24 protein-coding genes are annotated in these 18,599 nt (G+C 42.3%); 20 read left to right on the forward strand and 4 right to left on the reverse strand.

Annotated features, from left to right (window positions below):
* Position 1: 1 nt before the first annotated feature.
* From LPKJCM_RS08670 to LPKJCM_RS08715, 10 genes are all read left to right on the forward strand, one after another.
* Positions 2-334 (forward strand): ComGF family competence protein, encoded by a 333-nt coding sequence (locus LPKJCM_RS08670; RefSeq protein ID WP_225364167.1) that lies wholly within the window; start codon positions 2-4, stop codon positions 332-334.
* Positions 288-542, forward strand: coding sequence for a hypothetical protein (locus LPKJCM_RS08675; RefSeq protein WP_057962002.1), 255 nt, complete (start codon positions 288-290; stop codon positions 540-542). Before LPKJCM_RS08670 ends, LPKJCM_RS08675 begins: the two co-directional genes overlap by 47 nt.
* Positions 543-636: 94 nt before the next feature.
* Positions 637-1,647, forward strand: coding sequence for a class I SAM-dependent methyltransferase (locus LPKJCM_RS08680; protein WP_057962003.1), 1,011 nt, complete (start codon positions 637-639; stop codon positions 1,645-1,647).
* Between the two features lie 47 nt (positions 1,648-1,694).
* Positions 1,695-2,894 (forward strand): acetate/propionate family kinase, encoded by a 1,200-nt coding sequence (locus tag LPKJCM_RS08685; protein WP_057962004.1) that lies wholly within the window; start codon positions 1,695-1,697, stop codon positions 2,892-2,894.
* Positions 2,895-3,094: 200 nt separating this feature from the next.
* Positions 3,095-4,474, forward strand: coding sequence for an amino acid permease (locus tag LPKJCM_RS08690; protein WP_057962005.1), 1,380 nt, complete (start codon positions 3,095-3,097; stop codon positions 4,472-4,474).
* 134 nt (positions 4,475-4,608) lie between these two features.
* Complete coding sequence (locus LPKJCM_RS08695; protein ID WP_057962006.1) at positions 4,609-5,217, forward strand: metallophosphoesterase family protein; 609 nt, start codon at positions 4,609-4,611, stop codon at positions 5,215-5,217.
* Positions 5,218-5,241: 24 nt separating this feature from the next.
* Positions 5,242-6,630, forward strand: a complete 1,389-nt coding sequence (locus LPKJCM_RS08700) for a bifunctional metallophosphatase/5'-nucleotidase (protein ID WP_057962007.1) — start codon at positions 5,242-5,244, stop codon at positions 6,628-6,630.
* A gap of 13 nt (positions 6,631-6,643) precedes the next feature.
* A complete protein-coding gene (locus LPKJCM_RS08705; protein WP_057962008.1) occupies positions 6,644-7,225 on the forward strand; it encodes a YutD family protein in 582 nt (193 codons plus the stop codon).
* A 17-nt stretch (positions 7,226-7,242) separates the two neighbouring features.
* Positions 7,243-8,016 carry a TIGR01457 family HAD-type hydrolase gene (locus tag LPKJCM_RS08710; RefSeq protein WP_057962009.1) on the forward strand — a complete coding sequence of 258 codons (774 nt, stop codon included), beginning with the start codon at positions 7,243-7,245 and terminating at the stop codon, positions 8,014-8,016.
* Positions 8,016-8,651 (forward strand): TIGR01906 family membrane protein, encoded by a 636-nt coding sequence (locus LPKJCM_RS08715; protein WP_225364165.1) that lies wholly within the window; start codon positions 8,016-8,018, stop codon positions 8,649-8,651. The genes LPKJCM_RS08710 and LPKJCM_RS08715 overlap by 1 nt, the downstream gene beginning before the upstream one ends.
* On the opposite strand, the gene LPKJCM_RS08720 is transcribed toward LPKJCM_RS08715, so the two are convergent.
* Positions 8,652-8,840: a PspC domain-containing protein gene (locus LPKJCM_RS08720; protein WP_057962010.1), complete on the reverse strand. Its 189-nt coding sequence runs from the start codon at positions 8,838-8,840 to the stop codon at positions 8,652-8,654.
* Between the two features lie 115 nt (positions 8,841-8,955).
* Here LPKJCM_RS08720 and LPKJCM_RS08725 point away from each other — a divergent pair, with 115 nt between their 5' ends.
* Positions 8,956-9,207, forward strand: a complete 252-nt coding sequence (locus LPKJCM_RS08725; RefSeq protein WP_013727775.1) for a hypothetical protein — start codon at positions 8,956-8,958, stop codon at positions 9,205-9,207.
* Positions 9,208-9,291: 84 nt separating this feature from the next.
* A complete protein-coding gene (locus LPKJCM_RS08730; RefSeq protein ID WP_057962011.1) occupies positions 9,292-10,458 on the forward strand; it encodes a hydroxymethylglutaryl-CoA synthase in 1,167 nt (388 codons plus the stop codon).
* Positions 10,459-10,573: 115 nt separating this feature from the next.
* On the opposite strand, the gene lexA is transcribed toward LPKJCM_RS08730, so the two are convergent.
* Positions 10,574-11,212 carry a transcriptional repressor LexA gene (gene lexA / locus LPKJCM_RS08735; RefSeq protein ID WP_057962012.1) on the reverse strand — a complete coding sequence of 213 codons (639 nt, stop codon included), beginning with the start codon at positions 11,210-11,212 and terminating at the stop codon, positions 10,574-10,576.
* A 124-nt stretch (positions 11,213-11,336) separates the two neighbouring features.
* Between lexA and LPKJCM_RS08740 the strand changes: the two genes are divergently transcribed.
* Together LPKJCM_RS08740 and LPKJCM_RS08745 are read left to right on the forward strand one after the other, a co-directional pair.
* Entirely contained in the window at positions 11,337-11,621 is a 285-nt protein-coding gene (locus LPKJCM_RS08740; RefSeq protein ID WP_057962013.1) for a DUF896 domain-containing protein, read from the forward strand.
* 103 nt (positions 11,622-11,724) lie between these two features.
* Entirely contained in the window at positions 11,725-11,949 is a 225-nt protein-coding gene (locus tag LPKJCM_RS08745) for a YneF family protein (protein ID WP_020280380.1), read from the forward strand.
* Positions 11,950-12,009: 60 nt separating this feature from the next.
* On the opposite strand, the gene LPKJCM_RS08750 is transcribed toward LPKJCM_RS08745, so the two are convergent.
* Positions 12,010-12,633 (reverse strand): lysophospholipid acyltransferase family protein, encoded by a 624-nt coding sequence (locus LPKJCM_RS08750; protein WP_057962014.1) that lies wholly within the window; start codon positions 12,631-12,633, stop codon positions 12,010-12,012.
* Between the two features lie 87 nt (positions 12,634-12,720).
* Between LPKJCM_RS08750 and LPKJCM_RS08755 the strand changes: the two genes are divergently transcribed.
* The 3 genes from LPKJCM_RS08755 to LPKJCM_RS08765 all read left to right on the forward strand — a co-directional run bounded on the left by LPKJCM_RS08755 (position 12,721) and on the right by LPKJCM_RS08765 (position 14,811).
* Entirely contained in the window at positions 12,721-13,473 is a 753-nt protein-coding gene (locus tag LPKJCM_RS08755; RefSeq protein WP_057962086.1) for a tRNA1(Val) (adenine(37)-N6)-methyltransferase, read from the forward strand.
* Positions 13,457-13,729: a GIY-YIG nuclease family protein gene (locus tag LPKJCM_RS08760; RefSeq protein WP_057962015.1), complete on the forward strand. Its 273-nt coding sequence runs from the start codon at positions 13,457-13,459 to the stop codon at positions 13,727-13,729. The genes LPKJCM_RS08755 and LPKJCM_RS08760 overlap by 17 nt, the downstream gene beginning before the upstream one ends.
* Positions 13,730-13,812: 83 nt before the next feature.
* Entirely contained in the window at positions 13,813-14,811 is a 999-nt protein-coding gene (locus LPKJCM_RS08765; protein ID WP_087069607.1) for a D-2-hydroxyacid dehydrogenase, read from the forward strand.
* Positions 14,812-14,884: 73 nt separating this feature from the next.
* Here LPKJCM_RS08765 and LPKJCM_RS08770 read toward each other — a convergent pair whose 3' ends face one another.
* Positions 14,885-15,613, reverse strand: coding sequence for an HAD family hydrolase (locus tag LPKJCM_RS08770; RefSeq protein ID WP_057962016.1), 729 nt, complete (start codon positions 15,611-15,613; stop codon positions 14,885-14,887).
* A 235-nt stretch (positions 15,614-15,848) separates the two neighbouring features.
* Here LPKJCM_RS08770 and rpsB point away from each other — a divergent pair, with 235 nt between their 5' ends.
* The 3 genes from rpsB to pyrH all read left to right on the forward strand — a co-directional run bounded on the left by rpsB (position 15,849) and on the right by pyrH (position 18,597).
* Complete coding sequence (gene rpsB / locus LPKJCM_RS08775) at positions 15,849-16,649, forward strand: 30S ribosomal protein S2 (RefSeq protein WP_013727785.1); 801 nt, start codon at positions 15,849-15,851, stop codon at positions 16,647-16,649.
* Between the two features lie 92 nt (positions 16,650-16,741).
* On the forward strand, positions 16,742-17,617 hold the full coding sequence (gene tsf, locus LPKJCM_RS08780; protein WP_057962017.1) for a translation elongation factor Ts: 876 nt from the start codon (positions 16,742-16,744) through the stop codon (positions 17,615-17,617).
* A 257-nt stretch (positions 17,618-17,874) separates the two neighbouring features.
* A complete protein-coding gene (pyrH, locus tag LPKJCM_RS08785; protein WP_057962018.1) occupies positions 17,875-18,597 on the forward strand; it encodes a UMP kinase in 723 nt (240 codons plus the stop codon).
* Positions 18,598-18,599 lie beyond the last annotated feature (2 nt).

Below are 18,599 nucleotides of genomic sequence, written 5' to 3' on the forward strand. Positions count from 1 at the left end.
GATGATTGCCTACGCCGGAAACAGACAGAATCAAAATGTAATCAATTTCCATTCGTATCTCAATTTACTTGAATCGGACCGCTATCGATTTGAAGTGAGGCGGTGTCAATCCTTTAAGTGCGTGCTGTACAGTCCGGTCACCTCAAAAACTTATCGGATTGAACAGTATCAAGATATGATTCGACTAACGGGGGCGTATCAGGGCCACGTTCCGTCGTTGATTAATGTTCAACACGTATACTGGACAAAGAGTAGGGGGTGTCTTCGAACTGAGGTTACTTTCGATAATGGCCAAAAGTGTTCAGCTTATTCAAAATTGGCCTTCAAAGATTGATAAATATAAGCGTGGATCTTTAACGGTGGTCGCCGTTATCTTTGTGGGCATTTTGATGTCGTGCTTGATGTTTCAATTGGCTGCCTATAAGCAGGAGTTGGGTTCGATCTATCGCATTACTGAGTATGAACGGCAAATGAGACGACGGGTGCATGAAAAACCAGACAAAAAAGTTGTTCACCCAAAACGCACAAGTGGTCACGAATAGTGGCCTTTTTGTGGTTGTGAAATAACAATCTAACTTGAATTATTGACAGCTTATCTGGTACTATTTAAAAGTGTTCAACTATTGAATAAAGGGGTTGAGTGTTCTGGCTCAAGGGAAAATCGAGCAGCTTTTTGATCGCTTGAATCGTTCAACTGAATTGATTCAAAAAGCTAAAGATCAATCATATCTTGACTCATTAATTGAAACGCTGGGTTTTATCCAGAGTGACGATGATGAAGATGACGAAATGGCTCCAGCTGATGCCAAAAAGCTGACTAATATTTATGCAGATTTTGATGCAGATGACTACACTGCCGAAACCTTCCGGAAGGCGATTCAAATGGCTGTCCTCAAGGCCATTCGAGTTGACACGATTCAGGCAAATTACCAACTAACACCTGATACGATTGCCAACGTCATTGGCTATATTATCTCGGGGATTTTCCACGGGAAAAAAGAATTAAGCATTCTTGATCCAGCCATGGGAACTGCTAACCTGTTGACAGCGATTTACCACCAGCTTCAGACCAGCATCGGGGTTACACCGACCATTTCGGGAATCGAAAATGACGACGCAATGTTTGAATTGGCGGCCGACTCGGTTGAGCTGCAAAAGATTCACGCTGAGCTCTTTCATGAAGACACGATCCAAAATGTCTTGGCACCGGTGGTGGATGTAGTCGTCAGTGATCTCCCAATTGGTTACTATCCGATTGATGACAATGCCAAGGGATTTGCCACTCATTCAAAGACCGGTCATTCTTACGTGCATCACTTGCTCATTGAATTCAGCATGAAGCACGTTAAACCAGGTGGCTTTGGCTTCTTCCTAGTTCCAAGTCAACTTTTCCAGACTAATGAAGCCAAACAGCTTCTCAAGTGGATGCAGGGTAAAGTTTACCTGCAGGGGTTACTTAATCTGCCCAAAGAACTTTTTTCAAATGCTGCTGCGCAAAAGGCCATTTTAATTCTTCAAAATGCCGGCAGCGGTGCTAATCAAGTGGATCCAGTCATGCTGGGAGAATTCCCGTCATTTAAAGACCAGCAGGCCTTTACCAAATTCTTGACCGAGATCGATGACTGGGAACAACATGATTTATTATAAAACCGTTTTTCAAGCTTTTAAAAAAATACAGAGGAGCATTATTTATTATGGAAAAATCAATTGCAATTAACGCTGGTAGTTCGACCTTAAAATATAAATTATTCCAAATGCCTGAGGAAACCGTTCTTTCAAGTGGGGCTATTGACCGAATTGGATTGGGCGCATCGGATGTTTCAATTAAGTATGGTGATGGCAAGAAATTTAAAGATACGCAAGATATCGATAATCATGAGCAAGCTATCCAATTGGTCCTTGATAAATTACTAAGCCTGAACATCATCAAAGACTATAGTGAAATTACCGGCGTTGGTCATCGGATCGTTGCGGGCGGGGAACTCTTCCCTGATTCCGTTGTGATCGATGACGAGGTGATCAAAAAAATTGAATCGTTAACTGAATTTGCCCCTCTTCATGAGCCCGCCGCTTTGCTTGGTATTAAAGCATTTAAGAAGATCCTCCCCAATACGATTAGTGTTGCCGTATTTGATACTTCTTTCCACACGACCCTCCCAGAAGTTAACTATATGTACAGCTTGCCTTACGAATATTACCAAAAGTATCAAGTGCGTAAGTATGGTGCTCATGGAACCAGTTACCGTTATGTCTCAGCCAGAGCAGCCGAACTTTTAGGCAAACCTTTGAAAGATTTGAAATTGATCGTCCTTCACTTAGGTGCCGGTGCCTCAATTGATGCCATTAAAGACGGTAAATCTTTTGATACTTCAATGGGCTTTTCACCAGTTGCTGGAATTACCATGGCTACTCGTTCTGGAGACGTTGATCCTTCCGCATTACAATATGTTATGCAAAAAGCCGGTATTAAGAACATGGACGACATGGTTGATATTTTGAACCACAAGTCAGGCCTGGTGGGTGTATCGGGCGTTTCAGCCGATATGCGTGAAATAGAGGGTGTTATGAAGACCAATCATCGAGCAATGTTAGCCCGTGAGATCTTTAAGAACCGAATTATCCGCTACATTGGTAGTTATATTGCCGAAATGGGTGGGATTGATGCGCTGATCTTCACCGCTGGAATTGGTGAAAATGACATTATGATTCGTCAAGAAGTCACTGACAAGTTGGGTTACTTCGGTATCAAAGTTGACCCAGAAAAGAATAATATTCGTGGCGAAGAACGTGACTTATCAGCAGCCGGTTCAACAGTTAAGACTTGGTTGATCCCAACCGATGAAGAATTAATGATTGTTCGTGACATTGAAAGGTTACGTCAAACACAAAAGTAATTCTTGAATGGTTCGTCATTACCCAATGATTTTGGGCGAACACAATTAATTGCTTAAACGTAAAATTCGCGGATTAGCCCATTGGAGATTTTGGCAATGCGGGTTGTAATTGAGGCTGAGACAAAAAGTTTTTGGTACTTTTGTCCCAGCCTTGTTGTTTAAAAAAGTCAATCTTTATCTTTTAGAAACGGAGGCACATTGTGGAAAATCAAGAAGACGACAACCAACTATCCCGGGGCCTCAAAAATCGGCATGTTCAATTAATTGCCCTTGGTGGAACGATTGGGACCGGGTTGTTCCTTGGTGCCGGCCAGTCGATCCATTTAGCAGGTCCGTCAATCATCTTGGCTTATGGAATCGCTGGTCTGGCTTGTTTCTTATTGATGCGGGCATTAGGTGAACTATTGGTATCGGATGTTGAAAGCAATTCGTTTGTTTTCTTCATCAAAAAATACCTTGGCGAAAAAATGGGCTTTGTCATCGGTTGGACCTATTGGATGTGTTGGATTGCTATCGCGATGGCAGAAGTCACTGCTTCAGGGTTGTATGTTCAGTTCTGGTTTCCAAATATCCCGATTTGGTTGACAGGGCTTGTATTGTTACTCATTTTGTTCATCATCAATATTGTTGCCGTGTCAGCTTTTGGTGAAACAGAGTTCTGGCTGGCAATTGTTAAGATCGTTGCGATTATTGCGCTGATCGTCATTGGAATCGTTCTGGTGGTCATCCGGTTTAAAACACCTTACGGGCACGCTTCGCTGATGAATGTGGTCAATGGGGGATTCTTTGCTACCGGAGCGAAAGGGTTTGTTCTATCTTTTCAAATGGTACTCTTCAGCTTTGCTGGGATTGAAATGATTGGGATGACGGCCTCTGAGACTCAAGATCCATTGGTGACAATCCCCAAGAGTATCAATGAAGTGCCGACCCGGGTTCTTTTGTTCTATATCGGTTCGCTGTTGGCCTTAATGAGTATTTTCCCATGGCAGCATGTTTCACCGACTTCTAGTCCCTTCGTGCAGGTTTTTGCTGGTGTCGGCATTCAATCGGCGGCTTTAATTGTCAATTTTGTGGTGTTAACGGCCGCAATTTCTGCCTGTAACAGTTCGTTATTTACAACCGGTCGAATGTTATTTTCATTAACCTACAATGGTAAATCGAACTTCAGCCGAAAAGTCGGCCGTCTTTCGACTCGCCAAATTCCGTTTAATGCGATTCTGTTTTCGACCTTGGTCATTGCGATCATTGTCCTCTTAAGTATTATGATGCCTGGAAATGTGTTCTCTTTCATTTCCAGTGTTGCCACAACTTGTTTTTTGTTTGTCTGGAGCATGATTGTGTTGGCCCATATCAAGTATCGAAATCAGGTGCGAAAAGATGGCAAACAAAAGGCACTCAAATTTAAGATGGCGCTTTTTCCAATCAGCGACTACTTCGTGTTAATTTTCATGGCCTTCGTTGCCGTTGTTTTGACCTTGAAGACAGACACCCTGATTGCTTTAATTGGGTCGGTGGTTTGGTTAGTTGGTTTGTTTATTTTCAAGAGCTTGTCCGATAAGGTTAAAGAAGTTGAGGGTTAATGATTGGTCAGGGCATTGACGCCTTGGCCTTTTTCATTGGTGCGGTCATGACTTCTAGAATACTTTTTTATTACGAATCAACGGTTGGGTGGTATCATTAAAGGTATAATTAATGGACGAAAGAGGACCTATTCATGCAATATTTTACTGCCGATACCCATTTCTTTCATGAACGTCTGCTGGGCGTGAGTGAGTTTGCGCCTCGACCGTTTTTGACTGTTGAGGACATGAACGAAACAATTATCAATAATTGGAATCGTCGGGTTGGCGAGAACGATGTTGTTTATCATCTTGGTGATATTGCTATTTTGCATACGCGGCCGGAAAAGATTGCGCTGGAAAAGATTTTTGAGGTGCTGGATCGATTGAATGGTCGCCTTGTTTTAATCAAAGGGAACCATGATTCCCGAGCATTATTCAAATATCTGGAGCAGCATAACCATCCCGTTGGCAACCACCAAAAATTTGAGTTCCATGATGTTGGTGTTCTCATCAAAATGAATCATCGCCAGTATTATATGACCCACTATCCCATGATGATGGGGATCGTTAAACAAATTATCAATTTACATGGACACATTCATCACTATGCGGTCCCAATTAAAGAAAATATCAACGTTGGTGTGGATACCCCCGAAACTGACTATTTGAAGAAAAAGCCACCGTTTGGAACGCCATTTTCTCAAGCTGAAATTGAAGAAATGGTCGCCGGAAAGGCTGAAGATTTTGCCAAACGACATTAATTTAAAAAAAGATTGGATGGTTTGATGACTGAGAAGCTAACAATTTTACACACAAATGATTTGCATTCCCACTTTGAAAATTGGCCACGTATTCGAAAGTTCATCAATACTCGGCGAAAAGAGTTGCAACAAACCCATTCTTCAGTTATCACTGTCGACTTGGGCGACGCGGTTGATCGTGTTCATCCATTAACCGAGGTAACCAACGGTAAGGCTAACGTGGAGTTACTGAACCAAATTCATTATGATGCCGTCACAATTGGTAATAATGAAGGGTTGACCAATAGTCATGAACAATTGGATGAGCTGTATAATGATGCGAACTTTGATGTCGTTTTGGGTAATATTTTGGATAATCAAACCAAATCAATTCCTAAATGGGCACGGCCAAGCAAAATTGTGGTCACGCCGCAACATACACGCGTTCTTTTAATTGGGCTGACAGCTCCCTATTTGCTCACCTATCCGATATTGGGGTGGGAGCCCCTCAAACCGGAAAAGGTGCTCCCCAAAATTCTTGCGGATAATGCCGGCAAATACGATATCTGCGTGCTGTTATCGCATTTGGGGCTGCCAACTGATCGTTTGTTGGCACGCCAGTTTCCACAGTTGGATGTGATTATTGGTTCTCATACGCACCATTTACTGCTTCACGGTGAAAAGGTGAATCACTCTCTGCTGGCAGCGGCTGAAAAATGGGGTCACTACATTGGTGAGATCACGCTAACAATCGATGATTTTCATCAAATTATAGCTAGTCAAGCCAAGGTCATTAAAACAGCCGACTTACCTGGTACCCCAGAAGACCTCGCGGAAATTCAAGAATACCAGGAACACGGCGAAAAGCTATTGGCCCGAAATAAGCTCGCCAGAATCAAGACACCGATGACAACTCATTTAATCGGCCATTCGCGGTTGGTAAATGAAGGTTTGCATGCGATAATGGAAAAAGCGGATACCAGAGCGGCCATTTTAAGTTCAGGTCTGTTTCTGAGTGACCTTCCAAAAGGAATCGTTGATCGGAATCAACTGCATCAGATGTTACCTCATGCAATGCACGTCATGCGGGTGACTCTGGATGGTTATAACCTTTGGCGGTTGATTAAGGAAATGGAAAAAAATAAAAACTTTTTGACTAAGTTCCCGCAGAAGGGGATGGGGTTTCGTGGCAAATATTTCGGCCAGTTACATTACGGCGGACTACGGTATGATCAAGATGCCGGCCAGTTGTTTTTCCACGAGGAGTTGGTTTCCCCAGCTAAAACTTATCAAGTTGCCATGCCTGATCACTATTTATTTATCCCATTTTTCCCAACTTTGGAAATTATCGGCCACAACGAAATTTTATACGATGAAAACTTGAGGGATGTGTTTGGCGATTATCTTGCCAAGCACTACCCGCTTACTCAGTGAGAGGAGGGATACTTTGGATCGAAAAACTTTAGATGAGTTGGTCGCACAACAAGACGAGAATCGAAAACCGTTGGCCCGAATCAACCGGGTCAGTGAAACTGCCTTTTTAATTAACGATCATCAATATGAATTAGATACGAATCACACGGACGGTTTTGATTTTGATGAATTTGTTCGTCGCTACAATCCCGCCTTTAGTCAGTATGATTACATTGTTGGTGACTGGGGATATGGAAAATTACGGTTACGAGGATTCTTCAATGATGATCGAACTGAAACGTCCGGCCCATTCATTTCGGCGCTCAACGATTATATTTTAGAAGATGTTAACTTCGGTGCTGCTTATTTTGTCGTTCATAATCTCGAGGCCCGACCAGTAATCAAAAAATCGCGAAATACTCGGAGCAACCACCGCTCAAACCGTTCGCATAATTCCCGCAATCGGAGTGCTCATCGTAATCACCGGAATCATGCCTTTGAAGGAAAAAAGGTGACTGCCCACAAACCACCGATTGAAAAGCGTCACAATATGGTTGTTAAGGCTGAAGAGAAATCAAAAAAACATCACTTTATTATTCGTGAGAGTAAAAACTAATTAAAAGGATTGACTTAATGACAAAGTATAAAGGCTATTTTATTGATCTTGATGGGACCGTTTATGCCGGCAAAAAACGGATCCCGGCAGCCAAACGATTTATTGAGCGCCTCCAGGAGGCTGGAATCCCATTCTTGTTTGTGACGAATAATTCTACTCAACTCCCAAGAGATGTGGTCAAAAACCTTGTGGACAACCATGATATTCATGTCAAACCGGAAAATGTGTATACATCGGGAATGGCGACGGTTGACTACATGAATGAACATCAGACTGGCGATTCGCCATCCGTTTACATCGTTGGGGAAATGGGCCTGAAGCAGGTTATTTTAGCAAATGATTATCGACTGGAATCCGATCGCCCTGATTATGTTGTTGTCGGACTGGATTCAGACCTGACCTACGAAAAGCTTTCAGAGGCTGTCTTAGCCATCAGAAGCGGCTCGACATTTATTGGTACGAATCCTGATACAAACATTCCTAAGGAGCGTGGGATGATGCCTGGAGCGGGTTCTGTTGTGAAGTTCGTTGAATATGCGACCCAGGTGGAACCGATCATGATTGGTAAACCCAAAGCGCGAATTATTGAGAGCGCCGTTAAAAAAATTGGCCTCAATTCATCTGAGGTGGTGATGGTCGGGGATAATTACAACACTGATATTAAAGCCGGTATTAATGCCGGCGTGGATACGCTGTTGGTTTATACTGGACTGTCAACGAAACAGCAGGTCGCAAAAGAAAGCGTGCAGCCTACTTATCAGATTGACTCGCTTGATGATTGGCGGTTTTAGTGGTAAAAATTCTTGGAAAGCAAATCGGGTACGGTGCTCTGATGATATTGGCGTGTCTGGCCTTAGCCATTTTTTTAACCGTCAATAGCGTTTGGTTATTTGAGATTAATATTCAGCCCTTAAAATTAACTGCGGCTACTGGGTTGACTGCAAGCCAGATGCATCATGACTACGTTAGAATTATCGAATATCTGCAGCTTCCCTGGATTTCTTCCTTAAAGCTGCACTATTTCTTCAGTTCTGCCAAAGGGCTCCAGCATTTTCGGGATGTTAAGGGATTAATTCTGTTTAACAATTTTGTCGGGCTGGTTTTGGTTCCCGTTGGCGCTTACTTACTTCACCGGCTCAACAAAAAATCACTAACTTGGCTGTTGATGACGCCAATTAAGGTGGTCACAACAGTGTCGTTAGTGATTATTGCGTTGATGTTAGTTAATTTTGAACAAGTGTTCGTCGCGTTTCACGAAGTGTTATTTCGCAATCAAGATTGGATATTTGACCCGAATACTGATCCGGTGATTAACATGCTGCCGGATACCTTCTTTTTGGAATGCTTTTTACTGTTCTTCATCTTGTTTTTTGGTGGGCTGGCAGTCATCTACCGGCTAGGCCGAAAATCGTTAAAAAGGCATTAATTATTCGGGGTCCTTCATCAAAATCCAAAGTAACAGGTATGCGATGATTCCGGGGAAGAACGGGGTGAATGCTAAAATGACAAACACCAACCTGGACAAAGTAGGATTCCATTGAAAGTGCTCGGCCAACCCGCCGATGACACCAGCAAAGACTTTATTTGTTGCGGAACGATGGATATTAATTTTCATCATCATCATCTCCATATTTTAATTTAAGTATAAACTCACTATAACCAATTCGCATTTGCATTGCAATTATGCTATATTATTATGTTGTACAAAGGAAATAACTAGGAGAATTTTAATGTTAACTATTAATGTCAATGGAAATCTAGGAAACCAACAGGTTGTTCTTTCAGACAATTCAGTTGGAACGTTAACTGGTGCCAGAGTATTCGGCTCAGCTTTGAGCGGAAATCAAGTTGTTCAGTGGACCTTTATCTCAACCGGCCACCAACATGAGGGATTTGTCTATGCCGGCCCGTTGCTGGAAGGCTTAGTGATTCAGTCGATGAACGGCAATGACACTTACCAAATTCATTTTACGAATAAATAATCATTAACAATCAGCGCCATACATAATGAGACTGGATATTGTACTTAAAATATTCAGTCTCATTCTTTCTTAAAGGAGATTATTATGACAATTGGAATCGACAAAATCGGCTTCTTTACTTCTGATTACTATTTGGATATGGTAGATTTGGCAGCGGCACGAGGGGAAGACCCTAATAAATATTTAATTGGGATCGGTCAGGAACAGCAGGCAGTCATTCCACCAACCCAAGACGTTGTCACAATGGCGGCTAATGCTGCGGTCAAAATTTTGTCCGACGACGACAAACAAGCGATTGATATGGTGATTTTTGGGACCGAAACGGGGGTCGATAATTCAAAATCAGCCGCCATTTATGTCCAATCATTACTTGGTATTTCTAATACTGCCCGATCATTTGAAATCAAACAAGCCTGCTATGGTGGAACAGCTGGTGTTCAGATGGCTTTTGATCACATTTCAGTACATCCTGAAAGCAAAGTTCTCGTCCTAGCAGCAGACATTGCTCGATATGGCATTGGTACTGCCGGTGAGGTCACGCAGGGCGACGGGGCAATTGCCATGCTGATGAGTCAGGACCCACAAATTCTCGCTTTGGACAACCAGAGTGCCTTTCACTCAGAAAATATAATGGATTTCTGGCGGCCGTTTTATAGACGCGACGCGATTGTTGACGGCCATTACTCAACTGATATCTATATTGATTTTTTTAATCAAACATTCAACGATTACTGCGCCAAATACCAGCGAACACTGACTGATTTTTCCGCAATGGCTTTTCACTTGCCGTTTACCAAAATGGGCCTAAAAGCGCTTCGAACAGTGATTGATACTGATGAACACTCGCAACAGCTGCTGAAGGAATTTGATTATTCCAAAAAATACAATTCACTCGTAGGTAATCTTTACACCGGATCGCTTTATCTCAGCCTCCTTTCATTGTTAGCAAATTCAACAATGCTTCATGCCGGCGATCGAATTGGGTTGTTTAGCTACGGCTCCGGTGCTCAGGGAGAATTTTACAGCGGGACAGTTGTGAAAGCCATGCAGCGACAAAGACTTGGCCACCAGGTTGATCAGCTCCTCGCCAACCGAACGAAGCTGTCTGTCCCTGAGTATGAAGCGATGTATGCAAATGGATTGCCAAACGTTGGTGGAGATGTTACATTTGATTCTGCCGATGACCACAATCGATTCATTTTGGTTGGCCGAAAGGATGACCAGTTAATTTACCAGGATCAACTGGCTTAGCGGTTAAGAGAAGCCACGGGTGTTGTGAGAGCATCACAGAGACAAATCACTGGACGCACACCGTCAATTGCAAACTAAAAGGACTGTTTACAAAACAGTCCTTAACGTCAATCATTTATGAAATATCGCTGCGATACAAACTGACGACTTTACCCAAGATACTAACTTTTGTCAAAATGATGGGCGCCATCGTGTCGTTTTCTGGTTGGAGCCGGTAATGATCGCTTTCCTTGAAGAACCGTTTGCAGGTCGCTTCATTTTCGTCGGTCATGGCAATGACAATGTCGCCATTGTCAGCTGTTTCCTGTTTGCGAACCACCACATAGTCACCATCGAGAATTCCAGCGTTAATCATACTTTCACCACGAATTTGCAGCATGAACAGCGGTTGGTCACTGTGTGATAGTGCTGGCGGCAATGGAAAATAGTCGGTAGCCTCTTGAACTGCCAGGATCGGTTCGCCGGCAGTGACAGTTCCAAGGACTGGGATCTGCTTTTGCTGTGGCTGCATCCCTAAAACATCCAGACCGCTGCTGGTGACTTCCAGTGCCCGCGGCTTTGCAGGATCTTTGACGATGTAACCTTTCCGCTCCAGCCGAGAGATGTGGCCGTGAACAGTTGATGTTGATGATAGATGAACTGCCTCGCCAATCTCTCGAACCGTTGGCGGGTAACCTTGATCATTCACCCGTTCCCAGATGTAATGAAGGATTTGATACTGTTTACTTTGGGGATCATTGGTCGTTTTTGACATTTTTGACACCTCATAGGTCTTTGTTTAATACCTAAATCATATCATAACCCAGTCAACTTTTCAAAACACACGTTCGCATATATTGAAATAATTGTGTTATTATGGAAAAAATGGAGGAATTTTAATGAACGAACAAGAAAAAAAGGAACTACAGTCAAAAATTGGCGATGATGTTTTCAAAGAACTTATCCCCAGAATTAACGAATTGGCTCATAAAGCCAAAAAAGAAGGCTTGTCTGAAGTTGAAAAATTGGAACAGGCAGACTTGCGAAAAAAGTACGTTGCTCACTTCCGTGAAAACTTTAAGAAGCAAATTGAAATGATGAAAGTTTACGATAAAGATGGCAAAGAAGTCACGCCGGGAAAGGTCAGGGAAGTGCAACGTCATAAAGGTCTTCGCGATGATTAACGGCGTTTTTTCTTCTATGAAATCGGAATTCTCCGATTAACCCTTTAATTTCATTGCATAATTGTGTAGAATTACTTAATGATATGATAAAGGAGGCCTTGTCTTGGCAACTTGGATTTGGATATTAATTGTTGTGTTGGCCTTGATCTTGGGCTTGGTTGGTGGTTTTTATGGGGCACGCAGATACATGGAAAAGTATCTCAAGGAAAACCCACCATTCAGCGAAGATCAATTGCGTCAACTGATGATACAAATGGGTCAGAAACCTTCCCAAAAGAAATTAAATCAAATGATGCATTCAATGCAAAACCAAACTGGTAAAAATTAGAATGTTTCAGTGGATAAAAAGTCCTCACCAATTCAAGGTGAGGACTTTTTATCGATTCATTTATTTTTTGGAGACATCAACGTACTTAAAATCGGGATTGACTGCATAATCTAACGCATCGAAAGCACTTTGCATTTCTATCTCAATTTGTTTTTGAAAGTCGTCAGTCAATTTTTGCTTACGGTCAATGGTGATGGGTTCCCCGAACGAAATAGTGACCCGTTTACGTGTAAACAGCTGTTTAAAGGTCAGTGGGCCTTGATAGACCGCTGGAACCAAGGGAACCCCTGACAGTTGGGCGATAAAAGCCGCTCCGCTTTTTAATTGGTTCGAGTGTCGGGTACCTGAGGGAAATAGAATTAGGGACAACTCTGATTTCCTGAGAATTCGGACTGGCTTCTTAATTGCAGAAGGCCCCGGATTATCACGGTCAACCGAGAAGGCATTGGCATGTACCAAGATCCATCGTAGGACTGGATTTTTGAATAATTCTTTTTTAGCCATGAAACTGAATTTCTTGGGACTGCCAGCCAGCGCAAAATAGATCGGGTCAAACCAGGTGCGATGGGGGCCAACCAGGATGTAGTTCCCCTTTGGCAGTCGGTCTTTGTGTTCATAGTGCGCATTGCCATTAATAATGAACACTAGGATTCGGACAAGGACTCTCATGAATGAATAAAACAATTCATTTCCTTCTTTCATATCTGATAGAATAATATTAACTTAAAAGAGAAGCATTTGGCAAACTTAATTGTGAAGGAACTCGATGATATGCAAGTACACTTAAATGAAGACGAACGAATTGATCAATTATACAGCAAAGGGATTCAAATTATCCAAAGTAAGACTGTTTTTTCATTTTCATTGGATGCCGTTTTTTTAGCCGACTTTGTTCGGACAACCCAGCACAAAACCAAACAAATTGTGGATATGTGTGCTGGCAACGGTGCAGTGGGGCTGTTTTTAAGTGAGAAAACAGGCGCCCACATCACGATGGTTGAAATTCAGACTCGGCTGGCAGATATGGCGCGTCGGAGTATTGAGCTTAATGACCTGACTCAGCAAATTTCAGTCGTCAATGATGATTTAAAAAATGCGAGTCAATACATTTCAAAAGATTCTGTCGACATCGTTGCCTGCAACCCGCCATATTTTGTCAATTACCAAACCAGCGAAAAGAACCCTAATCAATATTTGGCCATTGCCAGACATGAAATTGCCACCAACTTGAATGAGATTGTCAGTTCCAGTGCGGGCTTACTTAAAATGAACGCCAAGCTTTTCATGGTGTATCGACCAGATCGGCTGACTGATTTGATGACTGCTTTGAGAAATCACCGACTTGAACCAAAGCGCCTTCAGTTTGTGAGGCCGCGAATAACTGAAGATGCAAACATGGTTTTGGTTGAGGCGATTAAGGATGGCAAGCCAAATGGTTTAAATGTCAATCGCGACATCATCACTTATGACGGCGATGATTACACTGACGAAGTGAAGAAGATGCTTTATGGAACAAATAGATAATTATTATATGTATGTTTTACTGTGTGCTGATGATACGCTTTACACCGGATTTTCCACGGACGTTGAAAGAAGATTTCAACAGCATGTGAAAGGGGTGGGCGCAAAGTATACCCGTTCACATCGGCCGGTTAAGATTTTATGGAAGGAGCAGTTTGATAGCAAACACGATGCTCTGAGCGCTGAGTACGCTTTTAAGCAGCTGAGTCGCGCAAAAAAAATTCAGTATTTAGCCAAAGTTGGTATTCATTTGCAGTGAATTATTGAACAAGCCACGAAAAGCAGTGAAAATTATTATCAAGAAGTGTTATACGATAAGTATTCTGTTAGGAGGTAATATTCGTGAAAATTATTGCATATGGCATTCGTGACGATGAGAAACCTTATTTAGACAAGTGGAGTGAAGAAAATCCCGACGTTGAAGTTGCTTCAACCGGTGAATTACTTGACGACTCAACTGTTGACCAAGCAAAAGGTGCTGATGGTGTGGTGACATACCAACAAAAACCTTACACTGCATCTGTTTTAGATAAGTTAGGCAGCTTTGGTATTAAGTACCTATCACTTCGTAACGTTGGTGTCGATAACATTGATGCCGACGCCGCAAAGCGTAATGGCATTCAAGTTACCAATGTTCCTGCATATTCTCCAGAAGCAATTGCCGAATTTACTGTAACTCAGTTAATGAGATTACTTCGTCGGACCAACACATTCGACCGTAAACAAGCAAATGGTGACCTTCGTTGGGCCCCAGATATTGCTGACGAATTGAACCAAATGACCGTTGGTGTCTTTGCAACTGGCCGGATTGGCCGTGCCGCAATGCGCATTTACAAGGGCTTTGGTGCTAAAGTGATTGCTTATGATATTTATCATAACCCAGAACTTGAAAAAGAAGGGGTTTATGTTGATACCCCTGAAGAACTTTATGCGCAATCAGATGTCATTTCATTACATGCGCCTGCAACTAAAGAAAACGAACATATGATTAACGATAAGACAATCGCCCAAATGAAAGATAGCGTCTTCATCCTTAATCCAGCTCGTGGTGCCCTTATTGACACCGATGCTTTAGTTCGTGGCCTTGATTCAGGTAAGGTTGGCGGTGCTGCCTTGGATACTTATGAAAATGAAGTTGGTATTTTCAATACTGATTTTGGCAGTTTCGACAAGATCCCCGATGAAAGACTCAAGAACTTAATGAAACGTGAAAACGTTTTGGTAAGCCCACACATTTCCTTCTACACGAAACGTGCTGCTCGTAATATGGTATACTTCGCCATGGACGCAAACAAATCATTAATTAACACTGGTAAATCAGACAAGTTGGTTGAACTTTAATATAGCCGGCTTGATATAACAAAAGAGGCTTCAATCAGATTATTTCTGGTTGGAGCCTCTTTATTGCCTTCGATTAGTCAATTTGAGCAGCTAAATCCATGAGTAAATCCTTTAATTCTTCCGGGGTTTTCACTGTCTGGTCTGGAATGATTTGAGGATCAGCGATGGGGCTTTGATGGCTGTTGTACCAAACAGTTTCCCAACCGGCCTTTTTTGCAGGGACGATGTCCTCAAAATATGAGCTGCCAATATACATCATTTCATTGCCCCGAAGGTTGAATTTTCGGTTCATCAAAGTGAAAATGAGCGGATCCGGTTTTTTTGCCTTGGCATCCTCTGAAGTAATGATCTGCTCACGGCTAAACCAATGGTGAAGTTTTAACTTCATAATTTTGGCTAGCTGAACGTCGTTGGTTCCGTTAGTGATGATGCCTAATTTGAATTTAGTGGTTAAAGTATTAAAAACAGTTGTCAGTCCGTCAAAAAGGTGAATGGAATTGCTGGCGTATTCAAAGGCATCAGCAAAGGCCTTTGCTGACTCCTGTGTCAGTCCTGGCAGATCAAAATTCTTAAACGTATGGTGTAATGAATGAAAATTGATTTCTTCATCAGACAATTTCAGATCGGAGTCTGAGTTGGATTCTGCAATCGCCAGCTGTTCCTGTTGGGTGTAGTTGGCAAAAATCTGAGTCATCTGATTTTCTGGTAAATTTAAGTTGAATGTTTCATCGAAAGCCTGTACAAATGACGGCCTTGTATCATACAAAGTATCATCAATATCGAAAACGATGGCCTTAATCATGTATAAATTCCTCCTCGCCACGAAATATCATTCTAACATGATTCATCGAAATTTAACAATTTTGACAAAAAATTAATTTGTTTCAAGCATTTGTGCTTGCGCTTCCGCGGCATTTCTTATATACTTTTAAAGGTGTTTTAAATACACACCTGACGTAATGGGTTGAGAGTTGCCAGGGATGGTTCTTAATTCAAGTGATCGTTGGGGAGGACAAAAACAATATGGAGGCTACATCATGGCTGTTATTTCTATGAAACAATTACTGGAAGCCGGAGTACATTTCGGTCACCAAACTCGTCGTTGGAACCCAAAGATGAAGGACTATATCTTTACTGAACGTAATGGGATTTACATCATTGACTTACAAAAGACTGTCAAGTTAATTGATGTTGCTTACAACTTCATGAAGGACGAAGCTGCTAAGGGTGCCGTGGTTCTGTTCGTTGGTACTAAGAAGCAGGCGCAGGATTCAATTGCTGAAGAAGCAACTCGTGCCGGTCAATACTACGTCAACAACCGTTGGCTTGGTGGTACTTTAACCAACTGGGAAACCATTCAATCACGTGTTAAGCGGTTGAAGGACTTGAAGAAGATGTCAACTGATGGTACTTTTGACATTCTTCCTAAGAAGGAAGTTTCACTTTTAATCAAGCAGGAACAGAAGTTGGAACGATTCTTGGGCGGGATCGAAGACATGCCTAAGATCCCAGACGTAATGTTTATCGTTGATCCTCGTAAGGAACAGATTGCTGTTCACGAAGCAATGAAGTTGAACATTCCGATCGTGGCGATGGTTGATACCAACACTGACCCAGATCAAATCGACGTTGTCATTCCATCAAATGATGATGCCATTCGTGCCGTTCGTTTGATTACTTCTAAGATGGCTGATGCAATTATCGAAGGCCGTCAGGGTGAAGATGACGTTAACGAAAAGACCTTTGAAGGTAAAGATGGCGCCAAAGCAGATAAAAAAGAAGATTCAATTGAAGACATTGCAGACGCCGTAGAAGGCAGCAACGATTCTAACAAATAAATATTAGCACTCAGGCTGACTCTACCGCTTTGGACCAATTTGGCCTTGGTGTGGAGTCAGTTTTTAGTCACAATTAAAGGGAGGCCACTAAGATGGCAAAAATTTCAGCATCTCAAGTAATGGATTTACGTAAAAAGACCGGTGTCGGTATGATGGATGCTAAGAAGGCATTAGTCGCCACTGAAGGTGATTTCGACAAGGCAATTGAAGTTTTGCGCGAGAAAGGTGTTGCCAAAGCTGAGAAGAAGAGCGATCGAGTTGCTGCTAATGGTTTGGCAACAATCGCTATCAAGGGTAACACTGCTGCGATCGTTGAAATCAATTCAGAAACCGACTTTGTTGCATCAAGTGATCCATTCAAGAAATTGGTTAAACGGGTTAGCGACGCAATCGTTGCCAACAAGCCAGCTGACGTTGATGCAGCAATGGCTTTGCAGACTGATAAAGGCACCGTTAAAGATGATCTCATTGAAACAACCCAAGTAACTGGTGAAAAAGTGACGTTACGCCGTTTTGAAGTTGTTGAAAAGAATGATGATGAGGTATTTGGCTCATATCTGCACAACGGTGGCTTAATTGGTGCCTTGGTACAATTAAAGGGTGCCGATGAAGAAACCGCTAAGGATATTGCAATGCACGTTGCAGCAACTAATCCTGAATACTTGAATCAAGCAGAGGTTCCTGCTGATCGTTTGGCCCATGAAAAAGAAATTTTGACTCAAGAAGCATTGAACGAAGGTAAGCCCGAAAAGATCGTTGAAAAGATGGTCGAAGGCCGCCTGCACAAATTCCTGGCAGAAATCTGCCTTGAAGATCAAGATTTCGTCAAAGATCCAGACGTAACGGTTTCTAAATACGTTGCTTCTAAGGGTGGTTCGATTGTCAAATTCGTTCGTTACGAAGTTGGTGAAGGAATCGAACAGAAAACACAAAGTTTCGAAGATGAAGTTCGCGATCAGTTGAAGTAAAAAGTTTTCATCTCAGTTTAACTGCCAAGCTGTTAAAGACAATTGGCACAGCGAAACAACAGGGGTTAGGATAAAGCATTCAGCTTTCCTAACCTTTTTGTTTACAGTCATCAACACCAAACAACTGTTTTCTGAAATATCTCTGTGAACCAACTGAGAATATTTGATAAGAATTCTTGAATATCCCTGTTTTCTTGTTGATTGCAATGGTAATATGCTAAAATTAGTAGTAATGATTAACTATGGGAGGCACTTAGATGTCTGAAGTGAAATACAATCGAATCATTTTAAAATTGAGTGGAGAAGCATTAGCCGGAGATCGTGGCTTTGGGATTAATCCACCTGTCATTAAAAACGTCGCCCAAGAAATAAAAGATATTTTTAAGCTGGGTGTTCAGATCGGAATCGTTGTTGGCGGCGGCAATATGTGGCGCGGTGAAGCTGGCGCTGAGATGGGTATGGAACGTGCCCAAGCCGACTATATTGGCATGCTCGGAACAACAATGAACGGGCTGGCCCTTCAAGACAACCTTGAGCATCTGGGAGTTCCTACCAGAGTTCAAACTTCAATTGAAATGCGACAAATTGCTGAACCTTACATTCGTCGAAAGGCTGTTCGTCATCTTGAAAAAGGCCGGGTGGTTATCTTTGCTGCCGGCACCGGTAATCCATATTTTTCGACGGATACCACTGCAGCCTTAAGAGCTGCTGAAATTGGTGCTGATGCAATTTTAATGGCGAAGAACGGTGTTGATGGTATTTATTCATCCGATCCGCGAACGCACAAGGATGCCGTCAAATTTGATACACTTTCATACATGGATATTTTGGAAAAGGGTCTTAAGGTGATGGACTCAACGGCTAGTTCGCTGTCGATGGATAATCACATTCCGTTGGTCGTCTTCAATTTGAACAAACCCGGCAATATCCGTAAGGTCGTGACAGGTGACAATATCGGAACAACTGTGAAGGAGAAATAATT

Source organism: Lentilactobacillus parakefiri (assembly GCF_002157585.1).
GTDB lineage: Bacteria > Bacillota > Bacilli > Lactobacillales > Lactobacillaceae > Lentilactobacillus > Lentilactobacillus parakefiri.